The sequence below is a fragment of the Salinimonas sediminis genome, from assembly GCF_003429285.1.
GTDB lineage: Bacteria > Pseudomonadota > Gammaproteobacteria > Enterobacterales > Alteromonadaceae > Alteromonas > Alteromonas indica.
Genome location: NZ_CP031769.1, coordinates 4,207,648 through 4,226,026, shown reverse-complemented (window position 1 = coordinate 4,226,026; position 18,379 = coordinate 4,207,648). Strand labels below are relative to the sequence as shown.

15 protein-coding genes are annotated in these 18,379 nt (G+C 50.1%); 6 read left to right on the top strand and 9 right to left on the bottom strand.

All coding sequences use genetic code 11. From position 1 onward, the window contains the following. Positions 1-13: 13 nt before the first annotated feature. Together D0Y50_RS18525 and D0Y50_RS18520 are read left to right on the top strand one after the other, a co-directional pair. The gene (locus D0Y50_RS18525) at positions 14-1,858 is read left to right on the top strand and encodes a GNAT family N-acetyltransferase (protein ID WP_108566644.1); all 1,845 of its coding nucleotides are present in this window, start codon (positions 14-16) and stop codon (positions 1,856-1,858) included. Beyond that, the gene (locus D0Y50_RS18520) at positions 1,855-2,802 is read left to right on the top strand and encodes a histone deacetylase family protein (protein ID WP_117318391.1); all 948 of its coding nucleotides are present in this window, start codon (positions 1,855-1,857) and stop codon (positions 2,800-2,802) included. Before D0Y50_RS18525 ends, D0Y50_RS18520 begins: the two co-directional genes overlap by 4 nt. Positions 2,803-2,808: 6 nt before the next feature. Here D0Y50_RS18520 and D0Y50_RS18515 read toward each other — a convergent pair whose 3' ends face one another. The 3 genes from D0Y50_RS18515 to D0Y50_RS18505 form a co-directional block, all read right to left on the bottom strand. Beyond that, entirely contained in the window at positions 2,809-3,330 is a 522-nt protein-coding gene (locus D0Y50_RS18515) for a DUF6436 domain-containing protein (protein ID WP_108566646.1), read from the bottom strand. After that, a complete protein-coding gene (locus D0Y50_RS18510) occupies positions 3,327-4,808 on the bottom strand; it encodes a methyl-accepting chemotaxis protein (protein ID WP_108566647.1) in 1,482 nt (493 codons plus the stop codon). The genes D0Y50_RS18515 and D0Y50_RS18510 overlap by 4 nt, the downstream gene beginning before the upstream one ends. Positions 4,809-5,014: 206 nt before the next feature. Beyond that, complete coding sequence (locus tag D0Y50_RS18505) at positions 5,015-5,881, bottom strand: mechanosensitive ion channel family protein (protein WP_108566648.1); 867 nt, start codon at positions 5,879-5,881, stop codon at positions 5,015-5,017. Between the two features lie 122 nt (positions 5,882-6,003). Here D0Y50_RS18505 and D0Y50_RS18500 point away from each other — a divergent pair, with 122 nt between their 5' ends. Both D0Y50_RS18500 and D0Y50_RS18495 read left to right on the top strand, forming a co-directional pair. After that, positions 6,004-6,519 (top strand): DUF1439 domain-containing protein, encoded by a 516-nt coding sequence (locus D0Y50_RS18500; RefSeq protein WP_108566649.1) that lies wholly within the window; start codon positions 6,004-6,006, stop codon positions 6,517-6,519. Between the two features lie 9 nt (positions 6,520-6,528). Further along, positions 6,529-7,392, top strand: a complete 864-nt coding sequence (locus D0Y50_RS18495) for an ATP-grasp domain-containing protein (RefSeq protein WP_108566650.1) — start codon at positions 6,529-6,531, stop codon at positions 7,390-7,392. A 34-nt stretch (positions 7,393-7,426) separates the two neighbouring features. Here D0Y50_RS18495 and D0Y50_RS18490 read toward each other — a convergent pair whose 3' ends face one another. From D0Y50_RS18490 to D0Y50_RS18470, 5 genes are all read right to left on the bottom strand, one after another. After that, positions 7,427-8,569 carry a DUF3300 domain-containing protein gene (locus D0Y50_RS18490; protein WP_117318388.1) on the bottom strand — a complete coding sequence of 381 codons (1,143 nt, stop codon included), beginning with the start codon at positions 8,567-8,569 and terminating at the stop codon, positions 7,427-7,429. Between the two features lie 129 nt (positions 8,570-8,698). Beyond that, positions 8,699-9,313, bottom strand: a complete 615-nt coding sequence (gene ribA / locus D0Y50_RS18485) for a GTP cyclohydrolase II (protein ID WP_117318386.1) — start codon at positions 9,311-9,313, stop codon at positions 8,699-8,701. A gap of 112 nt (positions 9,314-9,425) precedes the next feature. Next, positions 9,426-12,284 carry an EAL domain-containing protein gene (locus D0Y50_RS18480; RefSeq protein WP_108566653.1) on the bottom strand — a complete coding sequence of 953 codons (2,859 nt, stop codon included), beginning with the start codon at positions 12,282-12,284 and terminating at the stop codon, positions 9,426-9,428. Positions 12,285-12,352: 68 nt separating this feature from the next. Further along, complete coding sequence (locus D0Y50_RS18475; RefSeq protein WP_108566654.1) at positions 12,353-12,655, bottom strand: DUF3630 family protein; 303 nt, start codon at positions 12,653-12,655, stop codon at positions 12,353-12,355. Further along, positions 12,643-14,079, bottom strand: coding sequence for a protein adenylyltransferase SelO (locus D0Y50_RS18470; protein ID WP_108566655.1), 1,437 nt, complete (start codon positions 14,077-14,079; stop codon positions 12,643-12,645). The genes D0Y50_RS18475 and D0Y50_RS18470 overlap by 13 nt, the downstream gene beginning before the upstream one ends. A gap of 193 nt (positions 14,080-14,272) precedes the next feature. Between D0Y50_RS18470 and D0Y50_RS18465 the strand changes: the two genes are divergently transcribed. Beyond that, complete coding sequence (locus tag D0Y50_RS18465; protein ID WP_108566656.1) at positions 14,273-14,935, top strand: glutathione S-transferase family protein; 663 nt, start codon at positions 14,273-14,275, stop codon at positions 14,933-14,935. Here D0Y50_RS18465 and recQ read toward each other — a convergent pair whose 3' ends face one another. Next, on the bottom strand, positions 14,936-16,789 hold the full coding sequence (gene recQ, locus D0Y50_RS18460) for a DNA helicase RecQ (protein ID WP_117318850.1): 1,854 nt from the start codon (positions 16,787-16,789) through the stop codon (positions 14,936-14,938). A 172-nt stretch (positions 16,790-16,961) separates the two neighbouring features. Here recQ and D0Y50_RS18455 point away from each other — a divergent pair, with 172 nt between their 5' ends. After that, positions 16,962-18,299 (top strand): magnesium transporter, encoded by a 1,338-nt coding sequence (locus D0Y50_RS18455; RefSeq protein ID WP_108566657.1) that lies wholly within the window; start codon positions 16,962-16,964, stop codon positions 18,297-18,299. Positions 18,300-18,379 lie beyond the last annotated feature (80 nt).

Here is an 18,379-nt window from a genome sequence, read left to right as displayed (position 1 = left end):
ACGGAGTGCTGCGATGGATTTTAGCTTACCCGGGCCACCAAACTGGCCTTCCATGTTGAAATCAGGTTGTCGGGTGTTTGTGGGCGGGCACGCTTCGGTGCCTCACGCCCTGGTACAAAACCTGATTGATAACAGCAAAGGGTTCAGCGATATTGAGCTGGTGCACGGACTGGCCCTGGGCGATACCCCGTGGGCGAAAGAGGAATACCGGCAACTGTTTAAAGTGAATACCTTTTTTATTGGCGGTGACGAAGTACGGCGGGCAGTAGATGAAGGCCGGGCAGACTACACTCCCTGCTTCTTATCAGAAATTTCCAGTTTGTTTACCGATGGCACGCTGGCGCTGGATGCGGTATTGATCAATGTTAGCCCACCGGATGAGTTCGGATATTGTTCACTGGGCGCCAGTGTGGATATCTGCATGTCGGCGGTGCGCCATACTAAGCTGGTCATTGCTCAAATTAATCGGCATGTACCTAGAACGGCCGGGCACTCCTATGTGCACATTAACGAAATTAGTGCTTGTATTGAGGCCGACGAGCCGCTGATTGAAGTGACGCCACCGCCTATTGATACGCAGGCTGAACGGATTGGACAGTATGTGTCAATGCTGGTGGAAGACGGCGCAACGTTGCAATTTGGCATCGGCAAAATCCCCAGTGCTACCCTCAAATATTTATGCAATCACAAAGAACTGGGTATCCACAGCGAAATGCTCACCGACAGTATTATTGAACTGTTGGAGTCGGGGGCGGTTACCAACCGGAAAAAAACCTTTCATCCGGGCAAAGTGGTTACCAGTTTTGCGATTGGCAGCCGTAAGTTGTATGACTTTATCGATAATAATCCGCACATTGAGTTTTACGCCAGCAGTTATGTAAACAAGCCTACGAACATCGCCAAAAATGACAATATGATTGCCATCAACAGTGCCCTGGAGGTGGACTTAACCGGCCAGGTAGTGGCGGACTCTATCGGGTATGATTTTTATTCAGGCATCGGCGGTCAGGTCGACTTTGTTACCGGCGCATCAATAAGCAGGGGAGGCAAACCAATAATTGCACTGCCGTCTACAGCGAAAAATGAAACTGTGTCACGGATTGTCGCCAGTATTACCGAAGGGGCCGGGGTCGTAACTTCGAGGGGCAATGTACATTATGTGGTTACTGAGTATGGCGTAGCATCGTTAAAAGGCAAAAGCATTCGCGAACGGGCCTTAGAACTTATCCGGGTAGCGCACCCGAAGTTTCGAGCGCAGTTGTTGGAAGAAGTACGTACCCATTACTGGGTGCCGCATTACCAGGAAAAATACCCCACTGATATCCCTGAATTGGGGGGAATTCAGCTACAAAAACTGGTTATACAAGGCGAAACATTTTATTTGCGTCCGCTCAACCCGGCCGATGAACGACGCCTGCAGGAGTTCTTTTATTCACACACCAAGGAAACCCTCCGGCTACGTTACAACTACGACCCTAAACAAATGTCGCGGGAAAAATCCTGTAACCTGGTTAGCGTGGATCAAAGCAGTGATGCAGCCTTGTGTATTGTCCGCCAGGATGGTTCCAGAGTTACTATCCATGCGGTAGGTAGATTTTATTATTACCCGGCAGACAACAGTTGTGAGGCGGCTTTTGTGACCCGTGAAACCCACCAGGGTAAAGGCATGGCCAGCCGTCTGCTGGCACGTTTAATTGATATTGCACGCCAGCGCGGTATTGCAAAGATGATGGCGTATGTACGGGCGGCTAACAAACCGATGATCACTATTTTTGAGCAGCACAACTTTACCCGGGTGTTTAGCGATGATCCCACCGAGGTGGAGTTGGTGCTGAAGCTGGAGGACGCTAACGTATGACGGTTAGAATTTACCGAGGGCGAGACTGTACCTTGCATGACTTAGGCGCTGCGCATCCTGAAAGCCCGGATCGCTTGTATGCTATCAATGACCAGTTAATTGCGTCCGGATTAGAGATGACTTGCGAGCATGCAGATGCGAAACCGGTGGCCAAACAACAACTTTATTTAGCGCACGATAAGACCTATATCGATAATTTATTTGCCCGCACCCCTACCGATACAGTGGAATGGCTGGATGACGAAACCGGTATGATGAGCAGTACGCTAAGCGCGATAAGCTATGCAGCTGGTGCGGTGTGCGACGCCGTGGATTGGGTGATGGCCGGGCAGGACCGCCAGGCATTTTGTATGGTTCGCCCGCCCGGCCACCATGCTGAAAAAAACCAGGCAATGGGTTTTTGCTTTATCAACAATGTGGCTCTGGCCGCACGCTATGCGCTAACTCACTACCCGTTGCAGTTGCAGCGGGTGGCCATTGTAGATTTTGACGTGCATCACGGTAACGGCACTGAGCATATTATTGAAGGCGATGAACGGATTTTGCTGTGCTCCTCTTTTGAACACCCGTTATATCCTTATCGCGACAATGATAAAGCCAGCCCCAATACAGTGGCTATACCGCTTCCCCCGGGGGCAACTGGCGAGCAATTTAGGCAAGCTATTGAAGGCTGGTTTAGGGCCATCAGAGAGTTTCAACCTGGTCTGATTATAGTCTCGGCAGGTTTTGACGGCCATGCAGAAGATCCCATGGCCCATTTACGCCTTACCGAAGATGATTATAAGTGGGTGAGCCACGCCCTGCGGCGCCTGGCAGATGAATGCTGTGATGGCAGAATAGTCAGCAGCCTGGAGGGGGGATACGACTTAAGTGCTTTAGGGCGTAGCGTAGTGGCCCATCTTAAAGGATTGGGGGGTGATGCGAATGAAACCGGCGGCGCCTGAGCGTATTCAGCGCTGGCAAAAGCATCCTGTAGCATTACTGTTCACCACGGCCGCCGGGTTATAGCGGGTGGTAACACTACTGATAATAGCCTCCACAAACGTACGCCCGGTCATACATCCGTAACCTTGTGCATAAGGCCCCAGGTAGCGTAAACGCCGCTGGCGATCAATGACGGCTACCGCCGGGGTATGGCTTAAAAACGCAGACAAAAACGCAATATTATCAGGGTCGAGGGTGATGGCTGAAAAACCTGCCAGCGCACTGAGTAGTTGCTGGCGATGGGGCTGAGTGAGGGTTTCACAAAAACAGTTCTGGCGTCTGGCAAAATGTATTACGCTGCCCGGGGTCGCTCCTGCCGCTATCAAAGCCTCAACCACGCGTTCGTCGAAACCCGGTTCAGCAGCAGCCGAATTTAATTGCAGGGCAGGGTCGAACTCACTTAGCTGGGTACGGCTATACAGCCACATGCCGCCCAGCAAAGCACTAGCCCAACAGGCAATCAACACATACCCCAGCGCGGCTTTCATCGAATAATAAAGCTTTTCAATGCTGCCTGCATATCCGCGCTAAGCTGGTTTAATTGCTCAACCTGATGCTGTAGCTCGGTGGCACTGCCCGAGCTTAGTTCGACTACATCAGATATACGAGTGGTACTTTCTGCAATGGCGGCGGTAGCGGCCTCTTGCTCCACCGCCGCGGCTGATACTTCAGCCATAAAGTCGGTAGATTTACCAATTTTAGCCACAATATTGCTCATCGCGTCGGATACCTGATTACTTTCATCATAGGCTTTGCCTACCAAGCCGATACAGGCTTCCATTTGGGTAACCGAACGAGCGGTGCTGCTTACCAGTTGTTCGGTTACCGTGGAAATTTCGTCTGCACTTTCCTTCGAGCGTATCGCCAGCGTGCGGACTTCATCGGCGACGACCGCAAAACCTCGGCCATGCTCGCCTGCCCGGGCCGACTCAATGGCGGCGTTTAGCGCCAGTAAGTTGGTTTGTTCCGCCACCGCAGTAATTGAGCGCATAGCATCCGCGATAGCACTACACCGGCGGTTTAGCTCAGCATTGGTAGAGGCTGCATCTGATAACGTATCTTTCAAAGAGGCAATAGTTCCGCCTGCCGCTTTGATGACCGTCTGAGACTGTAAAATCTGCTCCTGAGTAAAGGTGGTCAGCTCATTGGCCTCATGAATACGTTCTGAAGCCTGACCCATACCTACCGCAATTTGCTCACAGGCTGCCGAAATATTGGTAATCTCGGCACTGGCGTTGATGCTGGTTTGCTGCATCATGCCTGCGGCTTGCAACATAGTACTGCTAACCTGGCTTAAATCGGTGGTTAGCGTATCTGAACGAGATACCAACTGCGCGATCTTTTCTATCAGGGCTGCGAAGTGCTGACCATTTAAGCTGGTGGTGCCTGTTTTGGTATTCAGATCTATTAAGCCATCTTCTTTAAGTATTTTTTCTATACCCTGACGAACTTCCAGCCCGGCAATCCCTTCCTGGTTCGCCCGGTGGGCCATCAGCATAAGTAATAAACCTTCACTTAATGCAAATACCGCATGCAGTATCAGCATACCAAAGGTCACATGGCCTTCTTCAAAGACATAAACTTGCGTTCCTTGTACCTGAAGGACAAAGAAGCCGATGTGATGAGTCGCTACAGTGAGGGTACCGGCCGCCATGGTTTTCCAATCGCGAAAATAGGCCAGAAATGCCAGTAATACAAACACCTGAAAATGCATTTCGATTAACCCGAAGGTTTGGTGAATATGCAGTGCCGCCATTAGCTGAACCCCTACTGCCACACTAATACGGCATAGTAAGCTGGCGGGCTGTAATTGGGTAAGTAGCAGTGGCACAACAATAATTGGCAGACCAAAGATAAACGCCGGGGCCAGATCATTGGTAATAAAGCCAATTACAATGGCAACTATAAACTGTACCAATAGCAGGTAGCGGAAAATCAATAAACCATCTTTTATCCAAGGGTACATCAAGTAAGTCCTAATAGTGGCCAATGCCAGATATACCCAGTATAAGCACCTGAATACTAAAAAGGTTATGAACTTTGGTATAAGGTTATGAAGGTTAATAGGAACGCGCTAAATCAGGCCCTCAGAGCCTGATTCCGGGGAATTAAAATTAAGTAATGTTGCTATTAATTGGGCGACAAAGCCTACTTACCCTGTTTATTAGCGTATTAAGAGCGCGCTTCCCGGCGTAGTACCAGGTCGCCGTCGATATGCACATCGCGTTGAGGATAGGCAATGACTACCTTATGCGCATTAAATATTCGGTCTATCGCAAAACGTAGTTCACTCCGAATTAATCTCAGGTCGCGTTCTACAGTGGCATTCACCCAAAAGTACACCTCAAAAATCAGCGCGCTGTCACCAAAGTCTTCAAAAATGACCACGGGCTTGGAGTCTTTAAGGATATGCTCCTGTTCATCGGCAGCCTGGCGGATAAGGTCGGCCACCAGTGTACAGTCGGATCCGTAAGCCACCCCAACACGCACGGATGTACGGGTTAAATAATCTATCAGGGTCCAGTTGATTACGGTGTTTTCAAGCAGTTTGCTGTTGGGGATCAGCATATGCACGCCATCTATACGACGAATGCGGGTAGAGCGGGTGTTAATTGCTTCTACCGAGCCCCTGGCACCGTCTACTTCCAGAAAATCGCCGATTCGGATAGGGCGTTCCCACATGAGTATCCAGCCACTGATAAAATTATTAATGATATTTTGGGCGCCAAAACCAAAGCCGATAGCGATAGCCCCGGATAAAAACGCAAACGCGGTAAGAGGCACATTCAACACATCCAACGTGGTTATCGCCAATACCGCGAGCGCAATAATATAAAAAATACGTTTGAACAGGTGGACCGAGTCGGCGCTGGCACCACTTTTACGCAGCCTGAAGGTTGCTAAATGAGCTAATTTGTCGGCGCCCCACCAACCCATTATCAGCAAGAGGGGAACAAGCAAAACTTCGCCCACTGTGAATGGACGTTCGTAAAGCGAAAACAGCGTAGTTGCCAGCAGAGCCTGAATGTTATCCAGCATAAGTGTGTGAGTGTAAAATCATGACATGAGTAATAGGGCTATCATAGCTGTGCGTATTATCCATTACCATAGACTCAGGGCAATTGTGCTAAAGTACACACCAACTATACAGTGAGGTATTTATGTTACATAACTGGACAATTAAACTCGTTTTGTTGATGACCGTGGCGTTCTCAGCGCAAGTGGCGGCGCTCAATATGCGGTTGTCGCAAAGTGATGTGAATCAGATGGCTAAAATGGCCTTTCCCCAGACCCATCAATATCAGGGGATTGATATGGTTTTTTCGGAACCCTCTTTAGGGCTGGGAACGGCAAATCAGGTAAATGTTACCTTGACGATTCGTGGCCGTCAGCAACAACAGTCTGCTACGGTACGCGCCAGTTTGTCGGGCCAGTTAAATTACGATAAAGCCGGTCGAAGCTTACAAATTATCCGCCCCGAACTGACCGATTTCGAGGTTATAGAGAAGCAGTTAACGACGGGCTCTGAATTATTAGACTCAATCAAGTCATTGCAACATCAGCCGGCGCCCTTTATCTTGTTGCTGGATTTTAACAAGGTCCAGCTGCCCTTGTTAGGCAATCAGGTGCCCACTGATATCACCATAGAAGATCATCACCTTGTCGTACGTTTTTAAGGAGCTCTGATGCCCTGTGTTGCATTGCTTTCTACTGATAACCTGGAAGATTTCTTTGTTTACGATGATATGTTGGCTGAACCGCTGGCTGAGCACGGCTGGCAAACCCAAACCATTTCATGGCATGCTGATAACGTAAATTGGGCGGACTATGCATTGGTCATTGTCAGAAGTACCTGGGACTATCAACAGCAACCAGAACGGTTTATGCAAAAGCTGGAAGAAATAAACCAACAAACCCGGTTGGAAAATCCTTTAGCGCTTATGCAATGGAACTTGGATAAGCGCTACCTGCAGACGCTGCAAGCCGACGGTGTACCGGTTATCCCCACCCTTTGGATGGAGCAATTTCAGCCTCGGACATTGCTTCAGGCATTCGATGAGTTTGCGGTGGATACCTTAATAATAAAGCCCACCGTAAGTGCTAATGCAGACGACACCTATCGACTTACAAAAGAGAGTCTTGGCGCCTACGAATCCCGCTTACAAAACACTTTCTCACAACGACCTCATATGATTCAGCCCTTTGAAAATGCCATAGTAGAAGAGGGTGAGTATTCACTGTTTTATTTTGCCGACCAACTTAGCCATAGCATATTAAAAACCCCGGCGAAGAATGATTTCAGGGTTCAGGAAGAGCACGGCGGGCAGTTACAGTCGATGAAGGCCGATGAGCGCATGCAATATATTGCGCAGCAAGCGTTAGCCGCGCTACCCGTGCCCGCTTTGTACGCCCGCATCGATATGGTGCGGCATGCTGGCGACTGGGCCATTATGGAAGTTGAGCTAATTGAACCGTCGCTGTACTTTAATCTGGACAGCAAGGCGCCCCGACGGTTTGTCGAGGCTATGCTGGGCTACCTGGAACGCTAACTCCAGCCTCTGCACTCGCTCGTACCACCAGTGACTAACGATTAATGGTACGGCCGTCACGATGCTGCCCCGTGGGCCCGCGGGAGGATGCCGGCGCCTGGCGATGGGCCCGCTGCCTGGTAGTGGTGGGGCGGCGTTCGCCATATGCAGATGGACTAACCCGGTACTGGTGAGCATTTGCCTGGCGTAACTTTTCCGGCGCAGCCCTGTTTAGGGGCTTATCCGACTGGCGGGTGATAGTGCTTTTAACGGTGCGCTGATCCGTTCGGCTGCTATGTTTGATAACCTGCCGGTCTACCTGACGGGTGTGACTAATTTTGCCCACCGGGGCTGGCGTCGAGCGTACTACCCGTTTGGTATGCACCACCCGCATGGTGGGCTGCCAGCGCTGGAAATCGCGGGAAGAAACCCGTTTCACCGGTGAGTGATACCGATAGCGTTTAATGGGTAAACGATTCACCACAACATAGAGGTTACGCCAGTGGATAGCGCCAAAATCAAAGACTGCCGAAAAGTGGATGCCGGGGCTCCAGTAAAGCGAACCAGCCTGCCGGTAGTGTGCCGGCCGGTGCCAGTATACCGGCTGATAATGATGTTGCCAGTGACCATAAACCACGCGTGTATCATAATATGGCAGATGCACGGTGTGGGCACTCACCGGTAAAATAATTACCGTGCTGTCGCTGCGGCTCACCTGCTGATAACTGTTTGAGCGCAAATTTCCGGCATTCATAGCTTGGTCTCGCAATACCTGCACCCGGGCCAACACCTGAGACTGGCTGGCTGTTACATGCTGACCTAAATTATCCAGCCATCGTAGGTCGCTTGCCATGGTGTGCAGTACATCGCTAAATAACAGTAAGGCTTTAACGCTCGGATCCCAGTCGTATTGCGCCACTTCCGCTTCTATTGCCGTCGGGCTCAGCTGACTATTTTGCTGTTGCCAGCGGTCCGCAGCAACTACATCAAGGGGGGCAGTGGCGGCAATCAGCACATGGGTAAGTACCGTATCTGGATACAACGCCACCGGCGCTAACAGGCTATCCAATTCAGCCAGTTCGCTGTCGCTGTAATGGCTGTTCTGCGCCGTCGAATAAGATTGTGCAGCAAGAGGGGGAGACAATGTTACAGCGCCCAGTGACATACAGGCCACCAAGGCAAGGCTGGTTAATTTCATAAATACTCCTTCGGTCAGTAAGCGTACCGACCTGCTGATGATGTCACTGCGCAAGCAGGCAGTGACAGTATGGAGTAGTTATAGCGGATTAAGGATTAACCGAACCTGAATCAGGGCTAAACAAAGCTGTTATTTAAATAAGTGAGGGTCAAAAGCGTGACCTAACTTTTCAGTTTTGGTTTTCAGGTACAGTTTATTGTCTTTGGTTATGCCATGATCAATCGGCCGCCGTGCTACAACATCAATACCCAGTTGTTTCAGGGCATCCAGCTTGCGCGGGTTATTTGTCATTAATTCAACTTTACTCACCGTCAAAGTATCGAGCATAAGTTGGCAAATATCGTAACTTCGTAAGTCAGCATCGAAGCCCAAATGCTCGTTAGCTTCAACTGTGTCCATACCACTATCTTGAAGATTATAGGCTCGAATTTTATTCAACAATCCTATTCCCCGACCTTCCTGGCGTAAATACAGCAGTACACCACGGCCGTGTTCAACAATGTTTTGTAGCGCTTTTTCCAGTTGAAAACCACAATCGCAACGGGTGCTAAATAAAGCATCGCCGGTCAGGCATTCAGAATGAATACGAATAGGCACTGTATCGCCTGCTTCCCATTGGCCATACGATAGCGCAACGTGCTCCTGGCCACTGGCTTCTACAAAGCCATGAATAGTGAAATTACCAAAACGGGTTGGTAAACGGGCAGAACTAACATATTCGTATTTTGGTTGCTTACTGGTCATGACACATCTTAACCGTGATATAGGAAGCCTTGATTATGGGGCTGCCTGATAAAAATCCAAGTAATTGTTATATTATAACACTCAAAACGGCTGCTGTCTCTTACCGGTTTATTTATAGCGGTGTGTAGTCTTTAAGCGCCGCTGGTGGGGCCACCGCGTTACCCTGAGCGTAGTCAATGCCTAACTTGCCCAGTTGGGTAAGGGTAGACTCATCTTCTACACACTCAGCCACGGTAATAATGTCTCTGGCCTGGGCGATATCTTTAAATGAACTTATAATCGCTGAGTCCAACGGGTTATCCAGCAAACCTTTAACAAAACTGCCGTCAATTTTAATGCAGTGTACCGGTAACTCTTTCATGCAGCCGTAGGATGAAAAACCACTGCCAAAATTATCCAGCGCAAAATGGCAGCCTAAGGCGGCAAAGGTTTGAATAAAATCCTGTATTTGTTGTTTATGCGCTGCAGCAGTTGTTTCACAAATATCAAACCAAATCTTATCGTAAGGCACCACGCTACGCTCAAACAGGCTCAGTAAAAACCGCCGCAGGTCAAGATCGGCCAGCGATTGCCCATTAAGGTTAATATTACAACATTTAACCTGCGCAAGATATTGCGGGTTATCTTGCAGCCAGTTAAACGTCTGCTGGATCACATACCGGTCAATACGGGCGGTCACGTTATAGCGCTCGGCAGTCGGCATAAAGTCCGCCGGCTCAGCCAAAGTGCCGTCAGATAACCGCAAGCGCAACAATATTTCAAAACAGTCCCCTTGGTGTTCCCAGTTCAGGGGGCGGTAGTGCTGATAGAATAATTCAAAGCCTTCGCCCTGTAATGCTTTATTCAACAGTTGAACCCAGTCCAACTCCTGCTCATACTGCTGTAAACGTTCATCATGACGCTGATAACAATAAACCTGATCGCGCCCCTGTTGCTTGGCAAGATAGCAGGCTGCATCAGCCAGAAATAACGCTTGGTCGGCATCGCTGTGATGTTCCGTCACATTAAGCAGGCCGATACTTACACCCACATTAAAAATGTGGTTTTCCCAGAAGAAACGATAACTGCGAACTGCTTCAACCAGCTTCATCGCAATAATGTAAGCTGACTCCTGAGTCTGGCTGGTCATCAGAACGCCGAATTCGTCGCCGCCCAGGCGGGCAAGCATCCCCCTATCGCCTAGCGTATCGCGTATTTGCTGGGCTAATTCTTTGATAAGTTTGTCGCCGGCTTTATGGCCGCAGGTATCATTGACGGCTTTAAACCGGTCCAAATCAAGATAGAGCAAAATAACCGTATGGCCGGAAGCCTGGTTGGTGACGGCGTCGGTTAACGCACTCTCAAACTCACGCCGGTTGTAAATGCCGGTGAGTGAATCGTGGGTGGCCATATAGGTCAGGTTAATTTCCGACATCTTCTTAGCGGTAATGTCAAATATCGACCCGGATAAATAGGTGCTACCTTTATCTTTATGTAACTGACAGGAAATAGAGAACCAGAATTCTGTGCCATCGGCTTTGCGGCCTTTTACTTCTCGCCCCATTACGGTTTTGTTTTCCAGTAATTCGCCTACCAGAATATCGCGCTGATTGGGGTCGGCGTAAAATAACGCGGTATCGCTGACCTCCCGCAGCATGGTGGGCTCGTCGGCGTAGCCGAACAGGGTGCACATAGCCGGGTTTATCGTAATAAGCGAGCCGTCTAAAGTGGATGTGTATAAGCCTTCAGCCGAGTTGCGGAACAAATCATAAAACACGTTCAAATCATCAATAGTACGCGCCTGAGTATGGATTTGCTGACGCGATAAATCACGCTCTGCCAGTAATACGCATAAAGCCAGGGCGCACATACCACTTAACAGCGCGGCGGCCGCACTTACCGGGGCCGGCACCAGCGGTAGCAAGCCGGGGTTGTACTGGGTTAAAAACAGTGCCCACGTCAGACTTAGCAATAGCCAGGCTACGGCTAACAAGCGGTTTAGGGAACGGTTGCGCCGATCCTGATATAACGCACAAATGGTAATTTGAAATGCCCCGTATGCAGGCACGCACAGTAAATTGAGAAAGGCCGGCACGCCAGTTAACGGGCTGGCTAAGGCAAGTAAAATACCTGCTGGTAACAGTAAATTAAGTAGCCTCAGCCACCATGGAATACGTGAAAACAAGCTATGGGTAAACTTGCCCATACTTAATAAAAATACCACCCCAAGCGCGGCCAGAATGTAATGTCCAAACTGCATAAACTCAAACCAGCGGGCTATCGGTTCCTGTAAGCTCCCCAACAAGGCCAGGAGTATCAGGCAGCTACACGCCAGCCAGAATCTTGCACCGGTTTGCTGGTACAAATGGCTTAACGCAAAATAAATTAACAGCACAATTAACCCGCCGGCAACCACACTATGTAGTACCAGGCGTTTTTGTACATCCGAGGTAAAGACAGCGGCGCTACGTAGCTGCAAGGGGAAATAGGGAATGGCCGCTGCTTCAACACTAAACATCACCGTGACCGCGTTACTGGCAGACACGGTGACCGGCAATGTTAGACCAGGTATAAAGCTATAGGGGAGTTCGTAATCGCCTGTGCCATAGTTGATAACATTAATAATACGGTCTTTATTGTCTAACAGGTAAATGCTGGTGGGCAGGGGGATGAGCCGAGGGTTGCTGATATACACGGTTTGCGGTTCAGCGGTGGAGTTGTTTAGCGCAACGACATACCAATAGCGGGTTAAAGACGAAGCCGCATCTGGCACTGCAGCCTGTTGCTGGGTAATGGCCAGGATATCCTGATAACCTAAATAGGCTGGCGCGCTAATTGGCGAAATGTTTAATAATGTTGATTGAGGCTGTTCAGTAATATTGATAGCAGCATGGGCTGGGCGCAGGCTCAGCGACACATACAGCGTCAATATGACACTGAACAGGGCAAAAGGTGTAGCTAAACGCCGATAACATCGTAGCGTATTCATCATTATTCTTTGCACGCTCCCCAGGTAAGGGCAGAAGCAGCATGCTGCTTTTTTTGCCGGTTAAGCCAGGTTCAGCCAGGTTGAAACGCCTGCCATACCTGTGTCAGTTCGGCGGTGCCGGTAGGCTCAATCCACATAGCCTCGCATAGCCATTCTATACATAATAATGCGCTAATGTCTTGTTTGATTAACATTACCTGCAATCGGTCAGCCCCCCAATGGGTCGGACCTACCGTAAATCCGCCGCTTTGGGCAATATGCTCTGCCAAGTGGGTAGCCTGCGCCACCGAGGCAGGCAGCGGCAGTGCTACACTGAGGTGATTATCGTTGCGCTGGATAGCACTGCGCAAGGCTGCCGCCGTTAGCTGCTGCATGACAAGCTCACCGGGCTGTTGTTGACAGGTGCGCCGGCCCAGCGGCTATCATCCCACTTCTGGCTAAAGGGGCTGCGTAAGGCGCTGAGTAAACTATGCGCGGGCTCAAAGTTGTCTTCTCTGGCGGCCTCAATCACTTGTTGTAAGTGATGCGTGCGAGCAATCACAGCAGGGTTAATGTTGCACATGAGCTTTTGCTGCTCCTCTGTTTCGCCCCCATCCATACGCAGCGACCGATAGCTTTCCCACCACTTATCAAACGCTACCCGGTCAATAAACTGGTCGCGTAGTGCAGGATTGGCCGTGCTGATGTCGGTCAGGGCTAACTGGCGAAATATCACGGTATAGTCGCGCTGTTGGTCTGCCAGCATGCCGGTAAGCTGGTTTAATACCGCCAGGCTACGCTCGGTAGGCTCGTCAAGGCCCAGTCGGCGTACCATCATTTGTTGATACTGTTGAATAAAGGTGGGCTCATATAAGGACAGCGTTTCACGTAGTTGCGAGGTTGTACAATAGTCGGAAAAAGCGTGGGCCAAGGCATTCAGGTTCCACAATCCTACCCCCGGTTGTTGGTCAAACGCATAGCGTCCCTGTTGGTCGGTATGGTTAAACACCGCATTCGATACAAAGCTATCCATAAACGCATAGGGGCCGTAGTCAAACGTAATACCGTGAATAGACATATTGTCGGTATTCATTACCCCATGAACAAAGCCGTAAACCTGCCACAAGGCAATCATCCGTGCGGTGCGTAAAACAATGGTGCGCAGTAATGCTAAATGCGGGTTATCGCTTTTCAACACTTCCGGGAAATGATGAATAAACACATGGTCAAACAGTTGCTTGAGCTGTTCAGGTTGTTGACTATGGTAGTAATATTCGAAGTGACCAAACCTGATATGACTGGGCGCAGTGCGAATCATCATTGCCGCGGTTTCCGGCTGCTCGCGGTAGACGGTATCGGCACTGGTAAACAAGGCCAAAGCGCGAGAGCTGGGAATCCCCAAATGATGCAGCGCTTCGCTGCCAATGTATTCACGTAACGTTGAGCGCAATACTGCACGCCCATCGCCTTGACGGGAGTAGGGCGTGGTTCCCGCTCCTTTAAGATGCAGGTCAATATGCTGGCCCTGGCTATCTTCCACTTCGGCCAGTAACAACCCTCGTCCATCACCCAGCATCGGATTCCAGTGGCCAAATTGATGGCCACCGTATTTTTGAGCGACAGCCTGACGACACAACGCAAAATCCTCATCCTGCATCGCAGTGGCCAGGTTATTGTCCTGCCACCATGTTTCAGGCAGGCATAATTGGCTGGCAAGTTCGCTGTTGACCATTCGCAAGCGTGTATCTGCCGGCAATACTGGGCGAATAGGTGTTACCAGGTCAGCAAGTTCGGTGGCATAAAGATGGGTTAGTTTCAACGTAACTCCGCTACAGGGGGCAGCTTAAAGAAAACTAAGGCTACCAAAAGATTAGCTGGGACAAAAGATATCCTGACAGGTAATCTGGGGGGCTGGTCTGACGGTATTATTATACAGTCACTGAAAATCTGTCTCGCGGTGAACGTAAATACACTGGAAAACGGCGTTCACATCAACGGCTATTGAGGGAATTATGCTTACCGTACATCATCTGAATAACTCACGTTCACAACGTATTTTGTGGTTACTTGAAGAATTGGGCGTGGATTATCAACTGGAAAAGTACCAGCGCGACCCTACCACGAATTTGGCCCCGAAGGAGTTACGCGCCGTGCACCCATTAGGGCGCTCACCGGTATTGACTACCGGTACTGGGACGCTTGCCGAGTCTGGCGCGATAGTGGAGTACCTGATTAACCAACACGGGCAGGGCACGTTCACCGTGCCGGCCGAACCAGGCCAGTTCCAGAATTATCTATTCTGGCTGCATTTTGCTGAGGGCTCGCTGATGCCACCACTGGTAGCCACCCTGGTGCTGAACAAAGCCAAAGAAAAGTCACCCAAACTTATTGCCCCCCTTACGCGAAAAATTACCCAAGGTATTATGGATGCTTATTATGGTCCGAACCTGGAACAGAGCGTGCGTTATGTAGAGTCCTATCTGGCCTCTCATGACTGGTTCGCCGGGAACGGCCCCAGCGGCGCCGATGTACAGATGATTTTCCCGCTTGAAGCGCTCATGTCGCGCGGTGGGGGGAATAAATATGCAGCCATCAGCGCCTACGTGAAGCGGGTTCAACAGCGCCCAGCCTACCAACGGGCACTGGAAAAAGGCGGCGAATATGCCTATGCCTGATTAAAAGTCGTTATTAACGGTACGTTCCAGATAATCGCGGATAAGCATTAAAAAGGCCTCGCCATAGCGTTCCATTTTGGTGCGGCCCACGCCGCTCACATCCAGCATATCATTATGTGTGGTAGGTGTGCGGGCGGCCATATCCACTAAGGTGGCGTCTGAAAACACCACATAGGGGGGCACGTTATGCTCCTGGGCCAAAGACTTACGCAAATGCTTAAGCCGTTTGAATAAGGCCTTATCATACACCTGCGGGGTTTGACGGCTCTTTTTGTCAGCTTTAAAGGTTAGTCTTGGTACCGCCAGGCGTACGGCAGTTTCTCCTTTTAACACCGGCCGGGCGGCTTCTGTCAGCCGTAACGCTGCGCCGGCCGTTAAATCAACCCGTAATAACCCTTTATGGATAAGCTGATTAATCATATTGTGCCAGTAACTGTCCGACTCTTCTTTACCAATACCATAGGTACTAAGATCCTGATGAGCCGCCTCAAAGATTCGTTTAAGCTGCTTACCACGTAAAATATCAATGACGTACTGCGTGCCGGCCTGCTGTTCAAGGCGCAATACACAAGATAGAATCTTTTGGCTGATCACCAGGCCGTCGATAAGCTTGGGGGGATCCAGGCAAATATCGCAGTTGCCGCAGGGCTTATCGCTAAATTCCGAAAAATAGTTTAGTAGTACCTGCCGGCGACAAGTCTGGGCTTCAGAAAAGGCTTCCATAGCCGCAAATTTTTGCAATTCTATCTGGTTTCGTTCTGGTTTGTCGCCTTGCTCAATCCACTGCTTTACCCGCGCCACATCCTTTTCATCAAACAGCAGCAGTGCTTCGGCATCCAGCCCGTCACGGCCCGCGCGGCCCGTTTCCTGGTAGTAACTTTCGACGCTGCGGGGTACGTCATGGTGCACCACAAAGCGAACGTTGGACTTGTTAATCCCCATGCCGAAGGCCACAGTGGCCACCACAATATCGGTTTGGTCGTTCAAAAAGCGCCGCTGCACGTGTTCCCGTTCGTCTGAATCAAGGCCTGCATGATAGGCCGCACAGCTGACGCCCGAACGGTGAAGCTTAGCATACAGGTCATCTACCTTGGCCCGGCTGTTACAGTAAATAATACCGCTGCCTTCCTGTTGCTTAACATAGTCGGCAACCTGCTCGAATCCTTTGTATTTAGACATTACCCGATAACGGATATTCGGGCGGTCAAAACTGCCCTTAAAAACAAAAGGGTTATCCAGATTCAGCTGAACCAGAATATCGGCCTGAGTGGCGGCATCAGCAGTGGCAGTGAGTCCGACCACAGGGATATTACTAAACCGCGCTTTTAACTGGCCAAGTAAACGGTAATCGAGTCTGAAATCATGTCCCCAATGGCTAACACAGTGCGCTTCATCTACCGCAAAAAGCGCGATGTCCATGCGTTGAAGCAAACTTTGAAAATAAGGCTGCAATAAGCGTTCGGGCGACACATATAATAGGTCATACTCACCGTGAAGCATCGCCTGCACGATGGTTTGCTGAGTGTCGGCATCAAGTGAGGAATTAAGGTACGCGGCACTTACCCCCACTTCTTGTAATTGCTCTACCTGATCCTGCATAAGGGAGATAAGCGGGGAGACCACAATACCGGTGCCAGGGCGTACCATGGCAGGAATTTGGTAACACAACGACTTGCCCCCGCCGGTGGGTAACAATACCAGCGTATCGCGACCGGCGATGATATGGTCAATTACATCTTGCTGGCCGGTTCTAAAAGTGGCATAACCAAAAACCCGCTCCAGGACTTGCTGGGCGGTCTCTTGATTGGCGGGTAAAGTGGCAGAGGCTGCCTGTACTGTAGAATCTGTTGTCATCAAGCGGATTTTACGCATTTTCTGCCAGCGCTTCACGGTAAAATATAAATTTCTTTTTAGCGCGTTGCTAAGCTGCTGTTATTCTATGAAGTTATATAGCTGGGGTGAGGTAGGATCGGCGGTGCCGGCTACGTTTTCCCATTTTCCAGTGTGTGTTTAAAGGAGTGTCACTATGGCTGAACCGTTACCGGATTTAATTCAGGAGATTGTTTCGGACTCCACCCCGGATGATTCAGCGACTATTTTGTCGGCGCTGGCCAGCCAGGATGATACCGCAGTAGCGACATTGCTGGAGTCGTTACCGGTGGAACACCGGATTAAGCTATGGCAGGACTTGCCCCGGGATCGCAAGCTTGATGTATTGGTAGAGATGCGTAGCGACCCGCGGGAAATTTTGATAGATGCCACCGCAGAAACGGACTGGGTTGCACTGTTTTCAGATATCGAAGCAGAAGACTTACTGGAGCTGATGGACTCGCTGCCTAATCGTATTGTGCATCTGGCCTATGCTGAACTTGATGCCCAACAACAGCGATTCTTTCGGGCGGCAACCCAGTTTGACGATGACGAAGTCGGGCACTGGCTGACCCATGACCTACTGGTGCTGCCCCTGAATGCAAAAGTGCGCGATGGTTTACGTTTGATTCGTCGCAATGTGCCACGACACTGTGACACTATTTTTTTAGTAAACCGTTCCGGCCAGTTTTCCGCCGCTGTTCGACTGACCCAAATATTTGGCTCCCCCGAACATGTGCCGCTGGTGGAGTTGATAGAAGACAACATGACGGTGCTAAAAGGCAATGACGAGTCAACGAACGCCTCGTTACAAGTGCAGCGCTCAGGTTATGCCGCGCTGCCCGTGGTGGACGATAGTAATAAATTGCTCGGCCGCTTGGATATTACCTCGGCCAGCGAACTTATTAATGAGTTTTATGAACGTCAGGTCATGGCCACCGCGGGGATGGATGAAGACGAGGATTTGTTCTCACCCGTAGCTAAAAGTGCTCGCAATCGTGCTTTATGGTTGGGAATAAACCTACTTACTGCTTTTTTAGCCTCCTGGTTTATCGGTTTGTTTGAAGCAACATTACAACAAGTCGTAGCGCTGGCAGTACTTATGCCGGTAGTGGCGAGTATGGGCGGTATAGCCGGCAGCCAAACTCTGACCCTAATTGTTAGAGGGTTAGCGCTGGGGCAGGTAAGCCCGGCCAACCGAAAAGCATTGATGATAAAAGAGCTAAAAGTAGGCGGCGTGAATGGAGTTATTTGGGCCGTGGTTATTGGCGTAGTTGCTTATTTTTGGTTTACCGATGCATTGCTCGGTATGGTGATATGCCTGGCTATTTTATTTAATATTGTGGCCGCTGCTCTAGCGGGGGTACTGGTGCCGGTGATGCTCGACAAATTTAAAATAGACCCCGCCTTGTCTGGTTCGGTGATTCTGACCACGGTGACCGATATTGTAGGGTTTGTAGCCTTTTTGGGGTTAGGAACACTGTTCCTGCTGTAATAAACCGTCCTTACGCCCCCGCGGGGCAGGCTAAGGCTTTTCTGGCCATATACGCTGATCGGCGCAGCCGTACCGATCAG

What these genes read in the sequence shown, in the direction of transcription:
- D0Y50_RS18525 (WP_108566644.1), top strand. Translation starts at nt 14, where the DNA reads ATGGATTTTAGCTTACCCGGGCCACCAAACTGGCCTTCCATGTTGAAA.
- D0Y50_RS18520 (WP_117318391.1), top strand. Translation starts at nt 1,855, where the DNA reads ATGACGGTTAGAATTTACCGAGGGCGAGACTGTACCTTGCATGACTTA.
- D0Y50_RS18515 (WP_108566646.1), bottom strand. Translation starts at nt 3,330, where the DNA reads ATGAAAGCCGCGCTGGGGTATGTGTTGATTGCCTGTTGGGCTAGTGCT.
- D0Y50_RS18510 (WP_108566647.1), bottom strand. Translation starts at nt 4,808, where the DNA reads ATGTACCCTTGGATAAAAGATGGTTTATTGATTTTCCGCTACCTGCTA.
- D0Y50_RS18505 (WP_108566648.1), bottom strand. Translation starts at nt 5,881, where the DNA reads ATGCTGGATAACATTCAGGCTCTGCTGGCAACTACGCTGTTTTCGCTT.
- D0Y50_RS18500 (WP_108566649.1), top strand. Translation starts at nt 6,004, where the DNA reads ATGTTACATAACTGGACAATTAAACTCGTTTTGTTGATGACCGTGGCG.
- D0Y50_RS18495 (WP_108566650.1), top strand. Translation starts at nt 6,529, where the DNA reads ATGCCCTGTGTTGCATTGCTTTCTACTGATAACCTGGAAGATTTCTTT.
- D0Y50_RS18490 (WP_117318388.1), bottom strand. Translation starts at nt 8,569, where the DNA reads ATGAAATTAACCAGCCTTGCCTTGGTGGCCTGTATGTCACTGGGCGCT.
- ribA (WP_117318386.1), bottom strand. Translation starts at nt 9,313, where the DNA reads ATGACCAGTAAGCAACCAAAATACGAATATGTTAGTTCTGCCCGTTTA.
- D0Y50_RS18480 (WP_108566653.1), bottom strand. Translation starts at nt 12,284, where the DNA reads ATGATGAATACGCTACGATGTTATCGGCGTTTAGCTACACCTTTTGCC.
- D0Y50_RS18475 (WP_108566654.1), bottom strand. Translation starts at nt 12,655, where the DNA reads ATGCAGCAGCTAACGGCGGCAGCCTTGCGCAGTGCTATCCAGCGCAAC.
- D0Y50_RS18465 (WP_108566656.1), top strand. Translation starts at nt 14,273, where the DNA reads ATGCTTACCGTACATCATCTGAATAACTCACGTTCACAACGTATTTTG.
- recQ (WP_117318850.1), bottom strand. Translation starts at nt 16,789, where the DNA reads ATGACAACAGATTCTACAGTACAGGCAGCCTCTGCCACTTTACCCGCC.
- D0Y50_RS18455 (WP_108566657.1), top strand. Translation starts at nt 16,962, where the DNA reads ATGGCTGAACCGTTACCGGATTTAATTCAGGAGATTGTTTCGGACTCC.